Raw genomic sequence first — 20,593 nt, 5'->3', positions numbered from 1 at the left:
AATCACATGAATTTAAACAATAAATATACATTAAGCCTGAACAAACGCAGAGATTCATGCATCAAATAAAGAAAGCTGTTTAGATGTTATAGCAAAGAACCACAGTAGTGGCTACGGCAGGCTCGACCTGCCGTAGCGGTGTATAGGGTTATTCGATGTCTTGGATCTGCTTATCGATCAGTGAAATATTTACCAAATTAATCAGTAGCTTAGACGGGTATATTCGTTAATTTTCTAACCAAACCCACCAGTATACTCATCTTTTGTTTTCTACTGGATGTGCGGGACTAGCGCTTAATTAGTGCTTGCGCGAATATGGTTTCTAATGGCTTTAGATCAAGCTCATAACCAGCGACATTTGCGTCGATCCACGTTTCTCTGGAGATTTTTGGCCATTTTAATTCATAACCAAGTGTAAATAGCAGCTCTTCAAAGAAAAAACGTTGAACACGCCCGTTACCTTCCCTGAATGGGTGCAAGATATTCATTTCACAATACAGATCTGCAACCTTGGTAATTAAATCCGATTCATTATTTGAAAGGGTTAACGCGGGGACTGTGGCAAACAGCTTTCTTGCCTCAGGTTGGATTCGAGACCAAGTGCAAAACCTAGTCTTTCCTTTTGAAATGTCAACTTCGCGTGGTTTACCAGCCCACTCATACAAGTCTTGAAAAAGATGGTGATGCAGGTACTGAAAGTGTTTGAATGAGAGGGTTGTAACTGAGAGTTGCCGAGATTCATACGTTCTGTAGCGCGTTGCAGTAAACTCAGCTTCTGCTTCAGCAAGTTTGTCCGCATCTCTGATATTTAACAGGTTGATTAAAACATCTGAACCTGGGTAGCAGTAGCTATCGTGCTCAACACCCTACTTATCGCGCATACTGGCGTTTTAGATCTGCGATAGACTTATGTTCGCTGCCTTTTTTCAACGACAGCCCTTCGTAGCTCAGGCTGACCTTATAATTTTCCATATCAGGGCTAAATTTAGCCTTGCGCTCACCGGTAATTTTGGTTGCTGTGTTTGACATAAATACGCTCCTAACTTTCGTTATATTTTAACCTATTAACGGCGATATTTCCATCTGTGAGCCACTCTTAAATGCTTCGGACTCCGTAGAACGATTGCCCGCAAAAGATTGATCGAGCTCTGGCTATTTTTCTTCGATCCTGAGGAGTCGACAGGTAACCCCAAGGACAGATTCGATATGGGATGGTGACGTTATAGAGTTATGAACAAAGAAAAACCCCGCAACGGCAGGCGCGGCCTGCCCTACAGCGAAATCGTAGGGCAGGTTCCACCTGCCGTTGCAGCATGTGGGATTATTCGATGTTTTGGATCTGCTCGCGCATCTGCTCGATGAGGACTTTGAGCTCGACGGCGGCGTTGGTGATGTCGGCGTTGATGGACTTGGAGCCGAGGGTGTTGGCTTCGCGGTTGAACTCCTGCATCATGAAGTCGAGGCGACGACCTACGGCTCCGCCTTTGTTAAGGGCGATGCGGGTTTCTTTGATGTGCGAGTCTAAACGGTCGAGTTCTTCAGCGACGTCGGTTTTTTGCGCCAGCATGACCATTTCCTGCTCTACACGCTGCGATTCCAGTTCGATTTTTGCTTCTTCAAATTTGGTCAGTAAGCGCTCGCGTTGCCATTCCAGCACGGCGGGCATTTGCTCGCGCACCTGGCCGGCTTGCTTAGAGATAGCATCCAGACGGTCCTGGATCAGCTTGCCCATGTTAGCGCCTTCGCTCGCGCGGTTGGCGATGAAGTCTTCCATTACCCGCTCAAAGCCAGCCATCATTTCCTGCTGAATAGTATCCATATCCAGTTCAGAGCTGCTGATCACGCCCGGCCAGCGCAGCACGTCTAACGGGTTAATGCCCGCATTACCGCCCTGGCTCTGAACCCACTCGGCGCCACGCAATACGGCTTTGGCCAGCGGTTCATTAACCACCAAGTCAGCATCGGCGCCTTCGCTTGGGGTAAAACGCAGATGGCATTCTACTTTGCCGCGTTGTAACTGCTTGCGCAGCCGTTCGCGTAAGACACTTTCCAGGCCGCGAAACTGCTCGGGCAAACGAAAATAGGTTTCCAGATATCTTTGATTCACTGAGCGTAATTCCCAAACGGCGCTGCCCCAATCGCCTTTCACTTCTTCACGGGCATACGCGGTCATGCTGTAAATCATATTTTCATTCCTGTTTTTCATTTCCAGATATGGTGCCAAGTATAACTGCGCTACTGGTCAATGAACAGAAGCAGCCCCCGCAGTCATGGCTAAAAGTATTGAAAATGCCTATAATAGGCGCGTTTTCCCATCCACCTATGAAGCATTGAGGTTCCTATGCGCCCAGACGGCCGTACTGCACAACAAATTCGCCCGGTTACTATTACCCGTAACTACACTCGCCACGCAGAAGGCAGCGTACTGATTGAATTCGGCGACACCAAAGTGCTGTGTAATGCCAGCGTTGAAAAAGGCGTACCGCGCTTCTTAAAAGGCAAAGGCCAGGGTTGGGTTACTGCCGAATACGGCATGCTGCCACGGGCTACTCACACCCGCTCTGGGCGTGAAGCCAGCCGCGGCAAGCAAGGTGGCCGTACACTCGAAATCCAACGTCTGATCGGTCGTTCACTGCGTGCTGCTATCGACTTAAGCGCGTTGGGTGAGAACACCATCACTGTAGATTGCGACGTAATTCAGGCCGACGGTGGCACCCGCACTGCCTCTATTACCGGTGCCTGTGTGGCTATGGTCGATGCCATCAATCACATGCGTAAAAGCGGCATGATTAAAGTAAACCCACTGCAAACTATGGTCGCGGCTATTTCTGTAGGTATCTACAAGGGCGAGCCTATCAGTGATTTGCAGTACGAAGAAGATTCAGCTGCCGACACTGATATGAACGTAGTCATGACTGACAGTGGCAAAATCATTGAAGTGCAGGGCACCGCCGAAGGTGAACCTTTCTCTATCGACGAAATGAATGCGCTGGTAGAACTGGCCCGCCATTCGATTCGTGAACTCAACGACCTGCAAAAAGAGGCGCTGAACTAATGAAAGACTATCAACGCGACTTTATAGAATTTGCTTTAAGTAAAGGCGTGCTGAAGTTTGGTGAGTTCACCTTAAAATCAGGCCGCACCAGCCCTTACTTTTTTAACGCCGGCTTATTTAACAGCGGCGCTGATTTAGCCCGGCTGGGACGTTATTACGCCACTGCTTTAGCCGACTCAGGCATTGAATTCGACGTGCTGTTCGGCCCGGCTTATAAAGGCATTCCTATTGCCAGTGCCACGGCTATCAGCCTATTCGAGCACCATCAGCAGGATGTGCCTTATTGCTTTAACCGCAAAGAAGCCAAAAACCATGGCGAAGGCGGTAACTTAGTGGGTTCACCCTTGCAGGGCCGCATTATGCTGGTCGATGACGTGATTACTGCAGGCACCGCAATTCGCGAGTCGATGGACATAGTGCAGGCGAATAACGCCAGCCTGGCCGGGGTATTGATTGCTCTGGATCGTCAGGAACGGGGCAAAGGCGAGCTGTCTGCGATTCAGGAAGTTGAGCGGGATTACAATGCCCAGGTTATTGCTATAGTGACCTTAACCGACCTGGTTACCTACCTGGCTGAACAGCCGGGGCAGGAAGAGAATCTGGCGAAAGTAAAAGCTTATCAGGATTTATACGGCATCTAACAAAAAGGGCCCTGCATGCAGGGCCCTTTTTACAGATTCAATGTAACTGTGTTATTCGCAGGTAACAGCCACCGTTTTTGGTGACCATAACGCGTAAGTAAAGCTTCCCGCCAATCCATTTACAAAGCTTTGCTCAGTACGGACCGTGCTCCACTGTTTATCCTCACCTCTACAAGCATAGTTCAGATCAACCGGATCGCTTGCTTCGTAAAGTGCCAGCACAAAGTTATGGTGCCACTGACTCACCTCTGGTGAGGTCACTGCTGTATCATCACGATCAAAGTGAATAGTTGAACAAGCACTTAACGTCAGCGCAACCGCTGCTGCTGTAATCATTTTTTTCATGGTCAAGCTCCTTCTCAACACCAGACTCTGGCAGTTAATGGTGCATAGATTCCAAGTGTCACGATGTTGAGAACACCATCAACCGGAGTGTGTAGCGACTGCATCTGGCGAGGTTCATTGCCACCACATACTTCTGCCACATCTATCCGGTGTTCACCTGCCAGGCCCCATAAAAAGAAAGGCTTTGACTGCTGATAGTCCGGTTCAGAAACAATTTTGGCGCCCTGTTCCGGCTGGATAGTCACGCTAGAGCACGCCGTCAACGCCAGAGCGGCGCCGACGATACAGGCTTTTACTGCTGATTTCATACTTAGATATCCCTATTTTTATTATTAACGTTGTTCCTCTGGCTGCCAGGCTACGCCTATAGTGGCGTTGGTCACCTGACAGCGACCCTGCGTCGGTTTGAACTCAGTATCATCAGTACGCTGCATGAGTAAACTAAAGTCTTCCTGCAACAGCTGAACCTGGGGCCGCCCTTCACATAGGCGCTGCAGATTGTCATACACACCTGTGTCACCCAGGAAACGGGTGGTCGTTGATTCAGGGCGGTAACGAGACTGCTCTGCCAGCAGAATATCACTGACACCTGAATGGCTTATCCTACCGCTACTTTTATGGCGGAGGAAGTGAAAGTTACCAGCGACCATGTTTTCGTTACCCTGGCTACTTTCCAGCATAATAACACCGCCGCTTCCACGTACCGCAAACTGTCCGCTGTCGGTATTCATGAATAGCGCGGTATCACGGTCAATACCCATAGCTAGCGGAGTAGCGGTATCAGCAGCAAGACGCAGCATACGGGCCTGACGCCCACGCTCTGAAACCTCGGTGTCGATAACGCCATAAGGATATAAACCCAGGCCGCCCATAGCATGATACGTAAGGCTGTCCGTTCCTAAACCGCGCGGGCAAGTGCCGTCAATTTCACAACCTATCGCGGCTGGACGACGTGCGTGAGATCCGCCTTTCATCGCTTCGCGGCTATTGCCACTGGTAACCATGGTGCCTGAAGACATAGCTACGGCCCCTGCACCGGCACCGCCAACGACCAGTTCACCGGCGCGCATCGCTGCATGAATACCCACCAACAATTCTGTAGGCTCGTCATCGCGGAGAAAAAACGTCTGTCGCGTCAGGCTTTGATTGCCGTCGTTAATAAAGAGCGCATCGGCTTCCGCCACTAACTCTTTCCAGGCATCTTTATTGGTACAAAATGCCTGTTGCTGACGATGGAAATTCGGATACACCCGGGCCCGATCGTAATTCCCCGTGGTGCTACGACGCAGTGAGTCCAGACTTTCACATAACCCTTCGCGCTGAGCGCGGTTTAGCGTTGCATCAACCGGCAGCCATTTAACCTGAGCGCCGGCAGCGGCAAAAGCCTGTTGGTAAAGTTCGATATCACGAAAGGAGTCTCTCGCAGAAGCGGTTACCACAAGGATTAAAGGCTCTTCATTTCCGCTATTCGCTGCCGCCATGGCCACAAATTCACGTAGCAGGTTTGCACTGGAACCTTTGGTTTCTGCCAGGTTCACCTCTTCGTTCAGGCCTTTCAAACGGGGCATTTCCAAGCTATCCAGAAGACGATTATATTCCGCTTCAGTAATTTCTGAGAGCAGATCCAGGTAGGCACGTGAACGCAGGCGATCGACAAAACGATACTCTGGCACGACGCCATAACCAAAATAGTCTGCCATTTCTTCCAGTACCAGCGTCAGGCGGTCACGAATTTCGTCTCGTTCGCGGGGCCAGATAGCACGGCGCATGGCTTCTTTGCGACGCACGTCACTGAGGTTAAATAAACGCGCGGTGCGCATGTCGTTAGCCTGGATCCAGTCCTTTGAACTACAGGCGTCCTGGTTCATGCTGGAACAAATCTGCGGCTCATTCCCCATCAGCATCAGGTTCCAGTTCGGTTCATTGTCGTCGTCGGCACTGGCGGTAAAGCTTACCCCCAGTAATAGCGATAGAACCGCGACCCATTGCATGCCTGTATTTTTCATATCAACCTCATTTCAGTACTACACTGTGGCTGAATACCACCACACCAGAAAATGACCATAAATTAAGCAGATGGTTCAGCAGGGCATAATACGGTGGCATCGCCTACATTTCCACTAAACTTCAATGCCATTCGGTAGTAAAGTGTAGCGCTGAACTGCCAATAACTACTGTGACTATCAGTCTATGTTCCATATCGCTTTATACGAACCACGAATAGCGCCGAATGCTGGCAATATTATCCGCCTGGCCGCCAATAATGGCTGCAGCCTGCATATTATTGAGCCCATGGGGTTCGATTTTGAGGAAAAGAAATTACGCCGTGCCGGGCTTGATTACCATGATCTTGCCAATGTTACCCGTTATCCTGATTATGCGGCTTTTGTTCAGGCCATGCCTAATCAGCGTATTCTGGCCTGTACAACCAAAGGTAGTCGCCCGTACACCGAAATCGAATATCAAGCGGGAGATATACTTTTGTTTGGTTCTGAAACCAGTGGCCTGCCCGACGCGGTGCGCGATAATATTCCACCCGACCAGCGTATTCGTATACCTATGCAGTCAGATGCCCGCAGTCTCAATCTGTCGAACGCCGTGGCCATCATCAGTTACGAAGCCTGGCGTCAGCACGGATTTGACGGCGGCGTCTAATTCTGTTCGAAGAAATCGAATATAGACCTGATTGCCGGTTCACGAATATTATCGCTCTCCATGAGAATTTCATGGTAACTGCCTCTGACTTGTTGTAGACGGCTCAACGGATGCGTCAGCAACCTCATGAAGTCCTTTTGTGGCTCTGGTTTTACAATACGGTCCTGCTCCGCCTGCAAAATAAGCAAAGGCGTTTTAATAACAGGAGCGACCCTTGGTAACTCCTCCATCGCCTCCATCGACTGCATCAGCCACTGCCAGGTTGGCCCTCCCACCTGAACCTGCGGATTGTCCAGATAAAGTGCACGAAACCACTGATAACGTGCCTGGCTGTGGGTCAATTCATTGGCTTCAAAAGTGCAGTCGCTGTAGTCCTGCATGCCGGTGACATAACGTGGACGGTTGCCTGCCAGCTTTGCGTTCAGCCAATGGCCCAGGCGCACGAAAGAATTAACAATCGTCGCAGGTACTGGCTGAGTGTGCACGCCCATCATAGGGGCACTCAAGGCCGCGGCCCGAAACGGGTGCGGATAACTGGCCATGTATAGCGAACCTATAGCGCCGCCCATGGAATGCGCCAGCAGGTAACAGGGCTGTTCACCAATAAGCGCTTTAAGCTCTAGCATAAAATCAGCAAAGTCGCGCACAAAATCGTCAAAGTGCTCAACATGACCATGTTGAGGGTGGTCACTGATACGTTCAGAAAAGCCCTGGCCGCGATGATCGATAGTGGCTACCGAATACCCCTGCGCGGCAACTTCCAGCATCAATTCTTTATACTTGATGTAACACTCGATACGACCGGGCGATATCACCACCCAGCCACGGCTTTTCGGATGCTGATAAAAAGCGTAGTGCAGCTTCACTTCATCGGCCGCCGTAAAGCTGGCTTCCTGCACCTGCTCCCAGAAAGACTGCAGCTCGCGGTCCGCCCACAGGGCCCATTCGGGATGATCATCGCTGGGACGCTTAAGCAGCCACTGCTTAGGATCGTTAATCACATGCTGTCCTTGTTCGTGTTTTGTGTTGCGCTATTTTTTCTTAGTTACATTCAATGGTAAGCAGAAGGTCGCTTCAAAGCCACCCTCAGGATGGTTGCGCGCTTCAATATCCCCACCTAAAACCGTACTTGCACGCTGACAAAGCGCCAGGCCAAGCCCCACGCCAGCGCCATGGTGGCGGGAAGGGTCGGCACGGAAAAATGGCACAAAAAGCTCGCCAAGTTTACTTTCATCCACACCCGGCCCTTCATCGAGTATTTTCAGGCAGCACTGTGTGCCTGTTATATCAGCGGTAATAAATACCTTACCTTCTTCAGGCCCATACTGGAAGCCGTTGCGGACCAGGTTTTCTATCGCCAGGCGCAACAAAATCGGGTCGGTTTCAAGGGTTGGTAAATCTTCTTCAGGTAACAGCAGACGCCCTTTGTACTCGGGGTGTTCATATATAAGGTCCCCACGCAGGTCGTTCAGTAAATGACCCAGGCTAACTGGTTCCCGCTCTAACTGGCTAATGCCGTTCTCTAACCGCGACAGCCACAGGATACTGTCAATAATGCCAGCCAGCCGAAAAATATCCTTTTCGAGTTGTTGCCAATGGGTAGAATTCTTAACGTCTTCAGTTTCCAATAGATCCAGCGCGACCTGCAAGCGCGCCAGGGGGGACCTCAATTCATGGGAAACGTCACTTAACAAGCGACGCTGAGCATCTCTTGATGTGGCCAGCTCTATAGCTGTGGAGCCTAATGTACGAGCCAGTTCACCAAGTTCGTCGCGACGTCTGGGCAGACGACCAAGATTAGGTTCAGCACTGCCTGCTGCAATTTCACGGGTTGCTGTACGTAGTCGCTTCAACGGCATTACAAACCAGACACCCAGCACCAGAGCGCCGAAGCCACTGATCGCTACTGCCATCCACATAATGTTGGGCAACCAGTCCTGGAGATCCTGGTTTTCCAGTTCTGCCAGTTCGTCCACGGTTAATGGGCGACTGATAACCAGATGGGCACTGCCCATAGGAAAAGGGCCAGCAACCATGTTACCGCGCACCGGCATTTGTAAGGGAGTGTCCTGATTTAATAAACGAATAGCTGCGGCGGCGGTTTCCTGCGCCAGACCAGGAGTCAATTCCAGGCCTGAATCCTCGGGTCCACCTTTACGGGCAACCACACGATAGTCACCCACCAGTAAACGGCCTGGCTGCAACAACTCGTAGTTATCAGACTGACTCAGAATAGGGCTCAGTGTACGTTCAAAATCACTGTCCATCATCTCTGGCTGTACCGGGCGCGTTAAATATAGCGCCGACATGAAGGCACCTGCTAAAGCCAACAATAATAGAAGCCAAAAAAACGCTAACAAACGCAATGTTAACGATTGGTACCACCGCGTTCGTCTGTTTCCTTGCATTTAGGCTTCTTCTGCTACTCGGTAACCTCGTCCCCGCACGGTTTGAATGCGCTCAGGCCGATTCGGTAATTTTTTACGGATATTGCTAATATGCACATCCAGCGAACGGTCAAATGGACCTAACTGACGACCTAAAGCCAGGTTAGAAAGGCTTTCTTTGGTAACCAGCTGACCATGATGAGTCAGTAAGCAACGCAGAATATCAAACTCTGTCGGTGTTAACACCAGTGATTGCTGATCGCAGTTCACTTCTGCGGCCGCTGAATCCATTACAAAGCCTGCAAAATGTAGTTTCTCTTCGGTTGGAACCGTATTGCTGGTGCGGCTGCGTCTTAACAAAGCTTTAATGCGCGCTACCAGTTCCCGTGGGTAAAAGGGCTTCGCCAGATAATCGTCTGCGCCCAGCTCCAAACCTACTACACGGTCAACATCTTCACCACGAGCTGTCAGCATAATAACGCTGGTATTCACTTCACGCTGACGTAATTTTTTAAGTAACTGCAGACCATCAATTTTAGGCAGCATGATATCCAATAAAATAAGGTCAAACTCGCCGTCAGAGGCAACTTCAAGCCCCTCTTCACCATCTTCTGCGGTTGTCAGTTGCATGCCGTCGCGCGCTAAATATTCACGAAGCATCGAACCCAAATCAACATCATCATCAATCAGTAATATATTTGCCATGACAGTATCCTTAACTCTTCTTAATTGAGTGTCATTTTCGTTCTTTACACTCTACAGCTTTTTAGAAAGATCGCTGTACAAATCCGTCTGTTTTACCGAATATTTACGTTTTTAGTTTTCGTGTCAAGGTGTTGCGACCCCAGCCTAGAATTTGCGCAGCCTGTTGGCGGTGACCGCCACTAGCTTTGAGTGCAGCCTGCATGGCAAGTTCCTTAAATTGTTTTTCAAAAGGTTGTAAAGCATTTGCTTTTTTGCCACGAAAAGCGCGGTCCAATTCCTTTTGTAGAGTGGTTGCCCAATTATTTTCATTAATGGTTTCTGTACTGGTTAGAATATCATCGGGCAGATCGCCAACATCGACCTCATCGCTCGGGGCCATCACTGTTAACCATCGGCAGGTGTTCTCCAGTTGCCTTACGTTCCCCGGCCAGGGTGCCGCTTTTAATGCATGTAACGCCTGCGTGGACAGACGTTTTACCGGCATATCCAGCTCCACTGAAGCCTGAGTTAAAAAGTACCGGGCCAGTGCCGCAATATCATCACGCCGCTCCGCCAGTGTGGGCAAGCGCACGTGAATAACATTCAGACGGTGATATAAATCGTCACGAAAGCGACCCGCAGCTACTGCTTTACGTAAATCCTGATGCGTGGCTGCAATAATGCGAACATCGGTACTGACCAGTTGATGACTGCCCACCGGGTAGAACTGCCCTTCCGCCAGCACGCGCAAAAGCCGGGTTTGCACTGCAACCGGCATATCGCCAATTTCATCCAAGAATAAAGTCCCGCCATCGGCTTGCTGAAAACGCCCGATACGTTTTTGCAAAGCTCCGGTGAAGGCCCCTTTTTCATGGCCAAAAAGCTCTGACTCTATAAGTTCTGCAGGAATGGCCGCCATGTTCAGCGCCACAAAAGGTTTATTCGCGCGTTTGCTGTGTTTGTGCAATGCATGAGCAACCAGCTCTTTACCCGTGCCCGACGCGCCAGTCAGTAACACGCTCACACTGGAGCGCGATAGCCGTCCCACGGCGCGAAATACTTCCTGCATAGCAGGGGCTTCGCCGATAATATCGGTCACAGGTTCAGCAACAGCCGCTTTCGAATTATGTTTTCTGGCTCTGACCGCGCGCTCTGCAACCTGCAGCACTTCATCTAAATCAAAGGGTTTTGGCAGGTATTCAAAAGCTCCGCCTTTATAGGCGCTCACCGCACTATCCAGATCTGAATGAGCGGTCATAACCAGTACGGGTAGTCGTGGTGCTTTGCGTTGCAGTTCTGCCAGTACCTGCATGCCGTCCATACCTGGCATACGTACATCGGTGAGCACTAAGTCAGGCCATGCCAGGCTGCGTTCAGCCTGATTGCAACAGGCCAGGAAACCTTCTGGATCAGCAAATACCTGAGTTTCCCACCCCGCATCACTGAAGGCGCGTTCCAGCACCCAGCGTATTGATTCGTCATCATCCAGAATCCAGACCGAACTGCTCATGCTATCGATTCCTTATCTGCATAAATTTCTTCTTCTGAGTAGGGAATATAAATTACAAATTCGGTATGTCCGGGGCGACTATTCACTTCAATCTTTCCTGCATGCTGGTGTACCAGAGACTGTGCAATAGAAAGCCCCAGCCCGGTGCCGCCTTCACGGCCACTCACTAACGGATAAAACAAGGTGTCTTTTAGCAGCGGGTCGATACCCGGTCCGCTATCGACAATTTTTACCAGGGCACACTGCCGATAACGTTTGCCATAAATAGTTTCCTGATGCACTACACGAGTGCGTACTGTGACATTGCCTTGTTGTCCCACAGCCAGCACCGCATTTTTGATAATGTTAAGCAGTACCTGCTCCAACTGATGGCCAGCTACCCGGATTTCTGGAATGCTGGGGTCATAATCTTTGATAAAAGCGACCCCTTCGGGTTTATCCAGCGACAATACCTGCAAGCTATTTTCAATCAGCTCATGCAGGTTCTTATTCTGTCGCTGACCTGGCTGATTGGGGCCCAGTAGCCGGTCTACCAGTTCGCGCAGCCGATCCGACTGGGTAATGATAAGCTGCGTATATTCTCGTAACCCCGCTTCTGCGAGCTTTCCCGCGAGCAATTGTGCGGCGCCACGAATGCCGCCTAAGGGGTTTTTAATTTCATGGGCCAACCCACGAACTAGTTTTTGCGCGGCCGCTAACTGATGCTGTTGAGCCTGTTCCTGATTCAGGCGACGAATAAGGTCCACCTGACGTAATTCCAGCAATTGCCCGCTCTCACCGTTATCCAGTTCACAGGGCGATACGACCAGTTCCACAGTCATTGTCTTGCCATCATGCAAAACCAGCGAAACATCACTGTCGGACAGGCTTTTCTGCTGCTGCTGGGCTTCATGCAGGATATGGAAATCGAAACTGGAATATTGGAAAAGACTCTCCAGTGGCGCGTCTTTGAGGCGTCGGGAACTGCCAGCCAGAATACTTTCAGCAGAAGCATTAGCAAAACGGATAAGTCCGTTGCTATCAATGATAAGTATCGCGGTTACCATTTGTTGTAAAATAGCCTGCGCTGTCATTGGTGGCTCCTAAAAATAGCACGCACCATTCTGGTGCATCCCCGTTCTCTCTGCAAGGCAATCTGCAAGGTAATATCCGTAAGTCAAAAAAAAAGCCGACCATACACGCAGGTGCAGGCCGGCTTCTATCTGTACCTACGAATTACGCGCTGTAGTACATATCAAACTCAACTGGGTGAGTTGTTTTGTTCAGTGTTTCGACTTCCTGCTGTTTCAGATCGATGTACGCATCAATCATTTCGTCAGTCATAACACCGCCTGCGGTTAAGAAGGCCCGATCTTTGTCCAGTTCCGCCAGAGCCTCGCCAAGTGACGTGGCGACCTGTGGAATTTCTGCAGCTTCTTCCGGTGGCAGGTCATATAAATCCTTATCCATAGCGTCGCCAGGATGGATTTTGTTCTGAATGCCGTCCAGACCAGCCATCATCAGCGCCGTAAAGGCCAGATAAGGGTTAGCCACTGGGTCCGGGAAACGAGCCTCAATCCGACGTGCCTTAGCACTAGGTACTACAGGGATACGAATAGAAGCCGAACGGTTACGCGCTGAATACGCCAGCATTACCGGAGCTTCAAAACCTGGAACCAGTCGCTTGTACGAGTTAGTAGAAGGGTTAGTGAAGGCATTCAATGCCTTAGCATGCTTGATGATACCGCCAATGTAATACAGTGCGGTTTCAGAAAGCCCGCCATATTTGTCACCGGCAAACAGATTCTTACCGTCTTTAGCCAGAGACTGGTGCACATGCATGCCTGAACCATTATCGCCAACGATAGGTTTTGGCATGAAAGTAGCTGTTTTGCCATAGGCATGGGCTACGTTATGCACTACATATTTGAAAATCTGCATCTCGTCTGCTTTTTTCACCAGCGTGTTATAACGCGTAGCAATTTCGTTCTGACCCGCTGTTGCTACTTCATGGTGATGCGCTTCAATGACCAGCCCCATCTCTTCCATGGTTTCACACATCAGGCTACGAATATCATGTGACGAATCAACCGGTGGTACCGGGAAGTAGCCGCCTTTGACGCCAGGACGGTGAGCCAGGTTACCTTCTGCATAGTCAGAACCTGAGTTCCATTTAGCTTCTTCTGAGTCGATCTTATAAAAAGAGCCGCTCATGTCAGTATGGAAACGAACGTCATCGAAAATGAAGAATTCCGGCTCTGGACCTATTAATACGGTGTCAGCAATACCAGTAGAAATCAGATATTCTTCAGCGCGTTTGGCTACTGAACGCGGATCACGATCGTAACCCTGCATAGTATCCGGCTCCAGAATATCGCAACGGATATTCAGCATCAGCGCGTCAGAAAAAGGGTCAATAACCGCAGTAGAAGGATCCGGCTTAAGTACCATGTCGGATTCATTAATACCTTTCCAGCCAGAAATAGACGAGCCGTCAAACATTTTGCCTTCTTCGAAGAATTCCTCATCAACTGCCGATACAGGAATAGTGACGTGCTGCTCTTTGCCTTTAGTATCAGTAAAGCGCAGATCTACAAACTTAATTTCTTTTTCTTCGATTTGCTTAAGAATCTCTTGAACGGACATGCCGATCCTCCAGGTGTGTAAAATAAACTTGTTACTAAGATATTCAAAGACTTAGTCAGTCAACTACCAATAAGCGTAGCAAGCATTGCACCAACTTTGATAACTATATATAAAACAATAGCTTAAAAATAATATATCGCCAGTGACTGTGAATCACCCGCCACAAGCGCACCATTTTGGTGCGCAACTGCACCAAGTAAACTCATCCTAACAGTTATCGGAGCATTGCTCCGCATTTAAGACAATGATAAAGGTAGCTTTATAAACTTTTTTTAACATATCAGTATGAAACGGACTCGAATTAAACAACAGCGTATTTATGCAGTCATAGCAACCCTACTGGCAGGCTTTGCCCTGACTGCCTTTTTTAGCTGGTATGTACTACATAATAGTTTTCAGATCTGGCAGCTTAACTCCATAGCTGAAGCGGAGCGACTTAGCTCTGAATTACATTATCGGGTTGAACGCGAGCGCGAACCCCTAATTAGTGCGGCTATTCTTTATGAAGGTTCCGAAGAAGTGACTCAGCAGGAACTGATTGAAGCTCATCAGCAATTTATTAGTATTACTCATCGTGATAGTCCAATTTCACTGGCTTTTGCAGAGCCCAATGAGCAGGGGCAATTCATAGTACGTCAGGCGGCGGGCAATCTGCCATTTCTGCCCGAAATGACCGGTTACCCGGTCCCCGGGGAGATAGTCGATACCTTGTTAAAGGCTCAGGGATCATCCCCGGAGCTGATCACCGGCGCCTTATTTTCACATCAGGAAACCAGCTACCTGAGCATGGCGCTGACCTCCAGTAATGCCGGTGAAGCGGGAGTGCTGCTGGCATTGATTGATTTCGACGGTATCCTGCAGCGCGTGACCCAGAACCTGTTGCTCGACGGCACGACCCTGGAAGTTTATCACCCGCTTACTGGCGACTTTAACCATGCCACGCTACCCGCCTTGCGTACCTCACCGGAGGCCGAACACCAGGTCGCTATTGATATGGGTGACTACCAATGGCAACTCAATTGGCTATTTGATGCTGACTACGACGGTTATGCCGATGAGTCATTTTATATTGTGATTATGATCATTGGTCTTTTTATCTCGTTGCTGATGGCCTTTGCGGTACACCAGGTGCTGTTTCAACAAGACCAAATACAGCTTCAGGTCGACTCAAAAACACGAGAGCTTAAAGCCACCTTCCGTGGCTTGCAACGTGCACAACGCCAGCTTATTCAACAGGAAAAAATGGCCTCACTGGGCAGTCTGGTTGCCGGTATTGCGCATGAGCTCAATACGCCGATTGGCAATACCCTGATGGCTTCCTCACTGATAGAGGATCGCGTTCATAAGCTACAGAAAAAGCTTAATCAGGGAGAAGCTCTTGGTATTGCCGAGCAGCATGAATTCTACCAGGTGCTGTACGAGGCCAGTCGCCTGATGCAGCAAAACTCGCACCGTGCAGCTGATCTTATCAACAGCTTTAAACAGGTTGCGGTGGACCAGACCAGTGACCGCAAACGGGCCTTCGATCTTAAAGATTATGTTAACGAGGTATTTCGCACGCTCGAGCCCATGCTCAAACGCACACCACACTCCACTTCGCTCGAGTTGGAGAGCGATATTAAAATGCTAAGTTACCCCGGTGCCTTAGGTCAGGTGCTGAATAACCTGGTCACCAATAGCCTGGCGCACGCCTTTAATGACAAAGAGAAAGGAAAAATATCCCTGAACGCATACCGTTTAGACGATAACCAGATACAAATTTCTTTTAAAGATAACGGGGCAGGTATGAGCAAAGCAGTAAAAGAGCGTATTTTTGAGCCTTTTTTCACTACCACCATGGGCAAAGGCGGCAGCGGCCTCGGGTTGCATATCAGCTACAACCTGATAGAAAATGTGCTTCGCGGCACCATACGGGTCATCAGCAACCCGAACCAGGGCACCGAATTTATTATTACCCTCCCCACAAACACCCCTGAGCACGCTAAAAACACCGAAAACGTAGCCTGATCCGCATACTTCGCAGAATAAAGTTAGAGAACTAGGCCAGTTACCTGTATAATCTGCGACCAGTTTTTAATCAGATCGCTCTATGCCTTCGGGACGAGCGCACAATGAAAGAAGTACTATATGACCGACCAAGCTAACGGTAAAGATATCAACAAGTTAAGAAACATCGCCATTATCGCCCACGTGGATCACGGTAAAACTACACTCGTCGATAAGTTGTTACAGCAGTCTGGCACTCTTGAGAGCCGCGGTGAGCAGGAAGAGCGCATCATGGACTCTAACGACCTTGAAAAAGAACGTGGCATTACTATCCTGGCGAAAAACACCGCCATTAAGTGGAACGACTACCACATCAATATTCTGGACACTCCTGGCCACGCCGATTTCGGCGGTGAAGTTGAGCGTGTTTTATCCATGGCGGATTCAGTACTTTTGTTGGTTGATGCCGTAGACGGTCCTATGCCACAAACGCGCTTTGTAACGCAAAAAGCGTTCGCGCATGGCCTTAAACCTATTGTTGTTATCAACAAAGTTGACCGTCCAGGCGCGCGTATCGATTGGGCCGTAGAGCAGGTATTTGATCTATTTGACAACCTTGGCGCAACCGACGAACAGCTCGACTTCCCTATCGTCTACGCTTCTGCACTGCTGGGTTGGGCTTCGATGGACCAGGAAGAACAGACTGAAGACATGACTCAGTTGCTGCAAGCTATTGTCGACAAAGTAGCGCCGCCAGAAGCAGATCCTGAAGGCCACCTGCAGATGCAAATCTCGCAACTGGATTACTCTAGCTACGTTGGCGTTATCGGCATTGGCCGTATTCGCCGCGGCAGTATCAAAGTAAACCAGGCAGTGACTATCGTCAGTGCTGATGGCAGCAGCCGTCAGGGCAAAATAGGTAAAGTATTTGGTTACCTGGGTCTCGACCGTATGGAAATCACCTCTGCCGGTGCTGGCGATATCTGCGCTATCACAGGTTTAGGCGAACTGAAAATTTCCGACACCGTATGTGCCTTAGGTCATGCTGAAGCCATGCCACCGCTTTCTGTTGACGAACCTACAGTAACCATGACCTTCCAGGTCAACACGTCACCTTTCGCGGGTAAAGAAGGTAAGTTCGTTACCTCACGTCAAATTCTCGAGCGTCTGCAACAGGAACTTGTGCACAACGTAGCACTGCGTGTCGAAGAAACTGAAAACCCGGATAAATTCCGCGTTTCTGGTCGTGGTGAACTGCACTTAGGTGTATTGATTGAAAACATGCGCCGTGAAGGTTTTGAATTAGCTGTATCTCGTCCTGAAGTTATCATCAAGGAAGTTGATGGCAAGAAACAGGAACCTTTTGAGAACGTAATGGTTGATATCGAAGAGCAGCACCAGGGTTCTGTTATGGAAGCTTTAGGTTTACGTAAAGCTGAAATGACCGACATGCTGCCAGACGGTAAAGGCCGTGTACGCATCGACTTCATGGTGCCAAGCCGTGGTTTGATTGGCTTCCAGACAGACTTCATGACACTGACTTCAGGTACCGGTCTGATGTACCACACCTTCGACCATTATGGTCCGCATAAAGGTGGCAAAATCGGTCAGCGCATGAACGGAGTATTGGTTTCTAACGCTCAGGGTAAAGCGCTGACGTATTCACTGTTTAACCTGCAGGAACGTGGTCGCCTGATGGCTTCGCACGGCGATGAAGTTTATGAAGGCCAGATTATTGGTATTCATAACCGCTCTAATGACCTGACTGTTAACTGCCTTAAAGGCAAGCAGCTGACCAACGTGCGGGCATCCGGAACGGACGAAGCTCAGGTTCTGAGCACAGCCATTAAGCTGACTCTGGAGCAGGCTCTTGAGTTTATTGATGACGATGAGCTGGTTGAAATCACACCGCAGTCAATTCGGGTACGTAAGAAGTTACTTACCGAGAATGACCGCAAACGTGCAGGCCGTGCTCCTAAAGAGTCTTAAACCTCTTTAGAGTCCAGGCCAGAAAGTAAGTGACCCGGTGTCAGTTTTATTATTGACGCCGGGTCATTTTTTTATGCCTTATTTATACCTCAGCTATACCTCAGCTATACCTGAGTTATACCTGAGTTATACCTGAGTTATACCTGACTTAGACCTCACGTTTGATACTACGACTGGGCTGGCAGAATAACGCCATAGATAACCGCAAAGAAATGCAGCAGGCTACCCGCCAGCACAAATAAATGCCATATCGCATGGTGATACAGCATCTGTTTGCGTACATAAAAGATAACCCCTAACGAATAGCTTAAGCCCCCCGCCAACAAGAACCAAAGCCCGGCGGCAGGTACCATTTCCAGCATTGGCTTAATAACAATCAGTGCCATCCAGCCAAGACCCAGATACAGCGTTAATGAGAGCCATTTAATGCGTTCTTTTTTTAAGGTTTCCAGCAGAATCCCCGCAAAAGCGATGGTCCAGACCACCGCAAAAAGGCTCCAGCCCCAGGGACCGCGCAGACTGACCAGCGCAAAGGGCGTATAGGTACCGGCAATAAGCACAAAAATTGCCGAATGGTCCATAAGCTGAAAAAACCGTTTGGCTTTCTCGTTGGTAATTGCGTGATACAGAGTTGAAGCGCTATATAGCAGAATTAAAGAAAAGCCATAAATAATGCTGCTCGCCAAATGCCAGGCATCGCCGTACTCAAGCGATAACCAAATCAGAAACCCCAGGCCAACACCACTAAGTATCACACCAATGCCATGACTTACCGAGTGAGCAATTTCCTCACCTAATGAATATTTTGCTGAACTCATATTGAAAAGACCCTTTGCTTTTTTTATTCGTAATCACGATCGATTTGATGGAGTTTTTTGAGGAAGTTTTCTGCGTCGCGTTGGGATGAATAATCCAGATGATAGGTATTGTGAAAGCCGGTACGTAATTTAACGCTGGCGTCTTCCATGAACACGGTATAACCATCATGATCAGTAAAAGCAGTCACGCCAGCAAGTTGATAGCGCTCGTCCTTCAATTCACCATGATTGCGGATCTTTTCAAATACAGCCAGGATTTCTCGGGTATCGAGTTCATTTTTCATCAGTTATCTCCACTGGGGCAAGCCACCAAGTTATATAGATTAAGATGGCACCAGCCCCTCTTGCTTTCAAGACAACTTTTTGATTTATTCAGTTTTATCTGTTGGTTTAGACTGCGTATCAGTTCCACGATGAGGGTGAACCTCACCCGCTTCTTGCTGATAAAAGCGATGTACAAAAACAAAAGCATGGATTAAAGAGATAACATAAAGTACCGGGCCTGCTGCATAGCCGCCCATGAAAATTTCCTCATTAGCCAGCCAAAGAGTCCAGATAGCCATTACGAAGAGCACCAGGCTGATTACTACCTGCAGCCTTTTGCCACTTAAGTAAAGAGCCAGAGGAGGAAGCACCAAAGCCAGAAAATAATTCATATTACACCTTTATTAGTTATCGTTATTGCAACTAGCATGAACCACTTTCGAAGCTCCGGCAAGTCGCTGTTAGTAAGGAAGCGCTGTTCCGTCCCAAAACCAGAAACCGCCACTAGAGGCAGGCTTTAGCTGTTCAATGACTGACGCAATTCTGGCCGCGCTTTGTTCGGCGGTATATAACTTGCCCGGCTCTATGCGCTGCTGAAAGGGTTCGGATAAATCACTATCAGTTGTACCCGGATGAATAACCGCCAGGCTTAGCTGTTTGTGAGTACGTTTAAACTCAATAGCCGCCGTTTTAAAAAGCATATTCAGGGCAGCTTTTGAGGCGCGGTAACCATACCAGCCACCCAGTTGATTATCGCTGATACTGCCCACTTTAGCACCTAGCTGAACTACAAAGCAGGGCTTCTTTTTTGGCAACAGTGGTTTAATTGCCTGCAACAACATGATCGGCATAATGGCATTTACATTAAAATACGACTGTAACTGCTCTTGATTCAAAGCTTCTATACGCCGTTCCGGCTGCCAGTCGCCCTGATGAAGCCAGCCGATAGTGCTGATAACCCCGTCAAACTTTTCTCCTGCTTCAGACCAACGCAAACAAAGCTGCTGATAATCATCCAGCTCCCCTTCCAGTTCATGCCAGTGCACCTGAGCAGGCAAAGACAAAGGCCGACTACGGCGGCTGATGGCGTGAATTTCATCACAATATTCCAGATAGTGCTGCAACAACGCACGGCCAAGACCACCACCAGCCCCAATCAATAGTAATTTCATTGAACTTATCCGCTAACCTGTTCGAAAACCAGGCGTCCATTTAAAGTAGAAGTAATAATTAAACGATCGCCCATGCGTTCATAACGCAAAGCACTTTGTAAAATGCCCAGATACAGGCTCCATACTGAGGGTTGCGGACAGGCGGCCTGGGTCTTATCCAGAGTTGAAACCGAGAGCTTGTAATCACTGCTGGCGGCATAGCTGCCGTAAAAATAATTGCAGTCTGCAGACCCATTAAGAGAACCATCTTCGTCAAAGGTTACTGTGTAACCAGCCGCCAGAGTGGCTTCGCCCACTTCAATACGGGCGGTCATGTCAACCAGTCTCCAACTACCTTGCAGTCCGCTTTCATCACCAGCCACAACCAGCGGAGTAGCTGGATGGTCAGCACTCTCTGTGGTGTCTGAGCAGGCAGACAAAAAGACAGTCAGTAGCAGTCCACAACAATATTTTCTTCGCATG

Annotated in this window: 22 protein-coding genes; 5 read left to right on the top strand and 17 right to left on the bottom strand. The window is 49.1% G+C overall.

Translation table 11 applies throughout. The features are described 5' to 3' along the window. Positions 1–287 precede the first annotated feature (287 nt). The 3 genes from CWE09_RS14265 to CWE09_RS12190 form a co-directional block, all read right to left on the bottom strand. Positions 288–806: a Fic/DOC family protein gene (locus CWE09_RS14265; RefSeq protein WP_275541099.1), complete on the bottom strand. Its 519-nt coding sequence runs from the start codon at positions 804–806 to the stop codon at positions 288–290. Between the two features lie 64 nt (positions 807–870). Beyond that, the gene (locus CWE09_RS14215) at positions 871–1,029 is read right to left on the bottom strand and encodes a hypothetical protein (RefSeq protein WP_198679790.1); all 159 of its coding nucleotides are present in this window, start codon (positions 1,027–1,029) and stop codon (positions 871–873) included. Between the two features lie 292 nt (positions 1,030–1,321). After that, a complete protein-coding gene (locus CWE09_RS12190; RefSeq protein ID WP_126804535.1) occupies positions 1,322–2,185 on the bottom strand; it encodes a YicC/YloC family endoribonuclease in 864 nt (287 codons plus the stop codon). 156 nt (positions 2,186–2,341) lie between these two features. On the opposite strand from CWE09_RS12190, the gene rph reads away from it, so the two are divergent. Together rph and pyrE are read left to right on the top strand one after the other, a co-directional pair. Then, positions 2,342–3,055 (top strand): ribonuclease PH, encoded by a 714-nt coding sequence (gene rph, locus CWE09_RS12185; RefSeq protein ID WP_126804334.1) that lies wholly within the window; start codon positions 2,342–2,344, stop codon positions 3,053–3,055. Then, entirely contained in the window at positions 3,055–3,696 is a 642-nt protein-coding gene (gene pyrE / locus CWE09_RS12180; RefSeq protein WP_126804333.1) for an orotate phosphoribosyltransferase, read from the top strand. The genes rph and pyrE overlap by 1 nt, the downstream gene beginning before the upstream one ends. A gap of 51 nt (positions 3,697–3,747) precedes the next feature. Here pyrE and CWE09_RS12175 read toward each other — a convergent pair whose 3' ends face one another. Genes CWE09_RS12175 through CWE09_RS12165 form a run of 3 tightly spaced genes read right to left on the bottom strand, consistent with a single transcriptional unit; the run spans position 3,748 to position 6,047 of the window. Continuing rightward, complete coding sequence (locus CWE09_RS12175; RefSeq protein WP_126804332.1) at positions 3,748–4,041, bottom strand: Bor/Iss family lipoprotein; 294 nt, start codon at positions 4,039–4,041, stop codon at positions 3,748–3,750. Between the two features lie 14 nt (positions 4,042–4,055). Continuing rightward, positions 4,056–4,349, bottom strand: coding sequence for a Bor family protein (locus tag CWE09_RS12170; RefSeq protein WP_126804331.1), 294 nt, complete (start codon positions 4,347–4,349; stop codon positions 4,056–4,058). Positions 4,350–4,373: 24 nt separating this feature from the next. After that, complete coding sequence (locus tag CWE09_RS12165; RefSeq protein WP_126804330.1) at positions 4,374–6,047, bottom strand: type 1 glutamine amidotransferase family protein; 1,674 nt, start codon at positions 6,045–6,047, stop codon at positions 4,374–4,376. Between the two features lie 184 nt (positions 6,048–6,231). Between CWE09_RS12165 and CWE09_RS12160 the strand changes: the two genes are divergently transcribed. Further along, positions 6,232–6,696: a tRNA (cytidine(34)-2'-O)-methyltransferase gene (locus CWE09_RS12160; protein ID WP_126804329.1), complete on the top strand. Its 465-nt coding sequence runs from the start codon at positions 6,232–6,234 to the stop codon at positions 6,694–6,696. Here CWE09_RS12160 and CWE09_RS12155 read toward each other — a convergent pair. The 6 genes from CWE09_RS12155 to glnA all read right to left on the bottom strand — a co-directional run bounded on the left by CWE09_RS12155 (position 6,693) and on the right by glnA (position 13,902). Beyond that, positions 6,693–7,697, bottom strand: a complete 1,005-nt coding sequence (locus tag CWE09_RS12155; protein WP_126804328.1) for an alpha/beta fold hydrolase — start codon at positions 7,695–7,697, stop codon at positions 6,693–6,695. The genes CWE09_RS12160 and CWE09_RS12155 overlap by 4 nt on opposite strands. 30 nt (positions 7,698–7,727) lie before the next feature. Then, the gene (locus tag CWE09_RS12150; RefSeq protein WP_198679788.1) at positions 7,728–9,005 is read right to left on the bottom strand and encodes a sensor histidine kinase; all 1,278 of its coding nucleotides are present in this window, start codon (positions 9,003–9,005) and stop codon (positions 7,728–7,730) included. A 99-nt stretch (positions 9,006–9,104) separates the two neighbouring features. After that, on the bottom strand, positions 9,105–9,788 hold the full coding sequence (locus tag CWE09_RS12145; RefSeq protein WP_126804326.1) for a response regulator transcription factor: 684 nt from the start codon (positions 9,786–9,788) through the stop codon (positions 9,105–9,107). Between the two features lie 103 nt (positions 9,789–9,891). Further along, entirely contained in the window at positions 9,892–11,277 is a 1,386-nt protein-coding gene (gene ntrC, locus CWE09_RS12140; protein WP_126804325.1) for a nitrogen regulation protein NR(I), read from the bottom strand. After that, positions 11,274–12,350 carry a nitrogen regulation protein NR(II) gene (gene glnL, locus CWE09_RS12135; protein WP_126804324.1) on the bottom strand — a complete coding sequence of 359 codons (1,077 nt, stop codon included), beginning with the start codon at positions 12,348–12,350 and terminating at the stop codon, positions 11,274–11,276. The genes ntrC and glnL overlap by 4 nt, the downstream gene beginning before the upstream one ends. A gap of 142 nt (positions 12,351–12,492) precedes the next feature. Beyond that, positions 12,493–13,902 (bottom strand): glutamate--ammonia ligase, encoded by a 1,410-nt coding sequence (gene glnA / locus CWE09_RS12130; protein ID WP_126804323.1) that lies wholly within the window; start codon positions 13,900–13,902, stop codon positions 12,493–12,495. Between the two features lie 285 nt (positions 13,903–14,187). On the opposite strand from glnA, the gene CWE09_RS12125 reads away from it, so the two are divergent. Together CWE09_RS12125 and typA are read left to right on the top strand one after the other, a co-directional pair. Next, positions 14,188–15,909, top strand: coding sequence for a sensor histidine kinase (locus tag CWE09_RS12125; RefSeq protein ID WP_126804322.1), 1,722 nt, complete (start codon positions 14,188–14,190; stop codon positions 15,907–15,909). Positions 15,910–16,029: 120 nt separating this feature from the next. Next, positions 16,030–17,877 carry a translational GTPase TypA gene (typA, locus tag CWE09_RS12120; RefSeq protein WP_126804321.1) on the top strand — a complete coding sequence of 616 codons (1,848 nt, stop codon included), beginning with the start codon at positions 16,030–16,032 and terminating at the stop codon, positions 17,875–17,877. A gap of 167 nt (positions 17,878–18,044) precedes the next feature. On the opposite strand, the gene trhA is transcribed toward typA, so the two are convergent. The 5 genes from trhA to CWE09_RS12095 form a co-directional block, all read right to left on the bottom strand. Next, the gene (trhA, locus tag CWE09_RS12115) at positions 18,045–18,695 is read right to left on the bottom strand and encodes a PAQR family membrane homeostasis protein TrhA (protein WP_126804320.1); all 651 of its coding nucleotides are present in this window, start codon (positions 18,693–18,695) and stop codon (positions 18,045–18,047) included. Positions 18,696–18,718: 23 nt separating this feature from the next. Further along, positions 18,719–18,979: a DUF3081 domain-containing protein gene (locus CWE09_RS12110; protein WP_126804319.1), complete on the bottom strand. Its 261-nt coding sequence runs from the start codon at positions 18,977–18,979 to the stop codon at positions 18,719–18,721. Between the two features lie 84 nt (positions 18,980–19,063). Further along, positions 19,064–19,351 (bottom strand): hypothetical protein, encoded by a 288-nt coding sequence (locus tag CWE09_RS12105; RefSeq protein WP_126804318.1) that lies wholly within the window; start codon positions 19,349–19,351, stop codon positions 19,064–19,066. Between the two features lie 69 nt (positions 19,352–19,420). Continuing rightward, positions 19,421–20,131 (bottom strand): SDR family NAD(P)-dependent oxidoreductase, encoded by a 711-nt coding sequence (locus CWE09_RS12100; RefSeq protein ID WP_126804317.1) that lies wholly within the window; start codon positions 20,129–20,131, stop codon positions 19,421–19,423. Positions 20,132–20,136: 5 nt separating this feature from the next. Beyond that, positions 20,137–20,592 carry an META domain-containing protein gene (locus CWE09_RS12095; RefSeq protein WP_126804316.1) on the bottom strand — a complete coding sequence of 152 codons (456 nt, stop codon included), beginning with the start codon at positions 20,590–20,592 and terminating at the stop codon, positions 20,137–20,139. Position 20,593 lies beyond the last annotated feature (1 nt).

Origin of the sequence: Aliidiomarina minuta, assembly GCF_003987145.1 — a bacterium.
Taxonomy (GTDB): domain Bacteria; phylum Pseudomonadota; class Gammaproteobacteria; order Enterobacterales; family Alteromonadaceae; genus Aliidiomarina; species Aliidiomarina minuta.
The sequence above is the reverse complement of the archived record's forward strand: the minus strand, read 5'-3'. Positions and strand labels throughout refer to the sequence as shown.

What these genes read in the sequence shown, in the direction of transcription:
- CWE09_RS12175 (WP_126804332.1), bottom strand. Translation starts at nt 4,041, where the DNA reads ATGAAAAAAATGATTACAGCAGCAGCGGTTGCGCTGACGTTAAGTGCT.
- CWE09_RS12100 (WP_126804317.1), bottom strand. Translation starts at nt 20,131, where the DNA reads ATGAAATTACTATTGATTGGGGCTGGTGGTGGTCTTGGCCGTGCGTTG.
- trhA (WP_126804320.1), bottom strand. Translation starts at nt 18,695, where the DNA reads ATGAGTTCAGCAAAATATTCATTAGGTGAGGAAATTGCTCACTCGGTA.
- CWE09_RS12170 (WP_126804331.1), bottom strand. Translation starts at nt 4,349, where the DNA reads ATGAAATCAGCAGTAAAAGCCTGTATCGTCGGCGCCGCTCTGGCGTTG.
- CWE09_RS12125 (WP_126804322.1), top strand. Translation starts at nt 14,188, where the DNA reads ATGAAACGGACTCGAATTAAACAACAGCGTATTTATGCAGTCATAGCA.
- CWE09_RS12160 (WP_126804329.1), top strand. Translation starts at nt 6,232, where the DNA reads ATGTTCCATATCGCTTTATACGAACCACGAATAGCGCCGAATGCTGGC.
- glnA (WP_126804323.1), bottom strand. Translation starts at nt 13,902, where the DNA reads ATGTCCGTTCAAGAGATTCTTAAGCAAATCGAAGAAAAAGAAATTAAG.
- CWE09_RS12165 (WP_126804330.1), bottom strand. Translation starts at nt 6,047, where the DNA reads ATGAAAAATACAGGCATGCAATGGGTCGCGGTTCTATCGCTATTACTG.
- CWE09_RS14215 (WP_198679790.1), bottom strand. Translation starts at nt 1,029, where the DNA reads ATGTCAAACACAGCAACCAAAATTACCGGTGAGCGCAAGGCTAAATTT.
- typA (WP_126804321.1), top strand. Translation starts at nt 16,030, where the DNA reads ATGACCGACCAAGCTAACGGTAAAGATATCAACAAGTTAAGAAACATC.
- pyrE (WP_126804333.1), top strand. Translation starts at nt 3,055, where the DNA reads ATGAAAGACTATCAACGCGACTTTATAGAATTTGCTTTAAGTAAAGGC.
- CWE09_RS12105 (WP_126804318.1), bottom strand. Translation starts at nt 19,351, where the DNA reads ATGAATTATTTTCTGGCTTTGGTGCTTCCTCCTCTGGCTCTTTACTTA.
- CWE09_RS12190 (WP_126804535.1), bottom strand. Translation starts at nt 2,185, where the DNA reads ATGATTTACAGCATGACCGCGTATGCCCGTGAAGAAGTGAAAGGCGAT.
- CWE09_RS12110 (WP_126804319.1), bottom strand. Translation starts at nt 18,979, where the DNA reads ATGAAAAATGAACTCGATACCCGAGAAATCCTGGCTGTATTTGAAAAG.
- CWE09_RS12150 (WP_198679788.1), bottom strand. Translation starts at nt 9,005, where the DNA reads ATGTCGGCGCTATATTTAACGCGCCCGGTACAGCCAGAGATGATGGAC.
- CWE09_RS12145 (WP_126804326.1), bottom strand. Translation starts at nt 9,788, where the DNA reads ATGGCAAATATATTACTGATTGATGATGATGTTGATTTGGGTTCGATG.
- rph (WP_126804334.1), top strand. Translation starts at nt 2,342, where the DNA reads ATGCGCCCAGACGGCCGTACTGCACAACAAATTCGCCCGGTTACTATT.
- CWE09_RS12095 (WP_126804316.1), bottom strand. Translation starts at nt 20,592, where the DNA reads ATGCGAAGAAAATATTGTTGTGGACTGCTACTGACTGTCTTTTTGTCT.
- ntrC (WP_126804325.1), bottom strand. Translation starts at nt 11,277, where the DNA reads ATGAGCAGTTCGGTCTGGATTCTGGATGATGACGAATCAATACGCTGG.
- glnL (WP_126804324.1), bottom strand. Translation starts at nt 12,350, where the DNA reads ATGACAGCGCAGGCTATTTTACAACAAATGGTAACCGCGATACTTATC.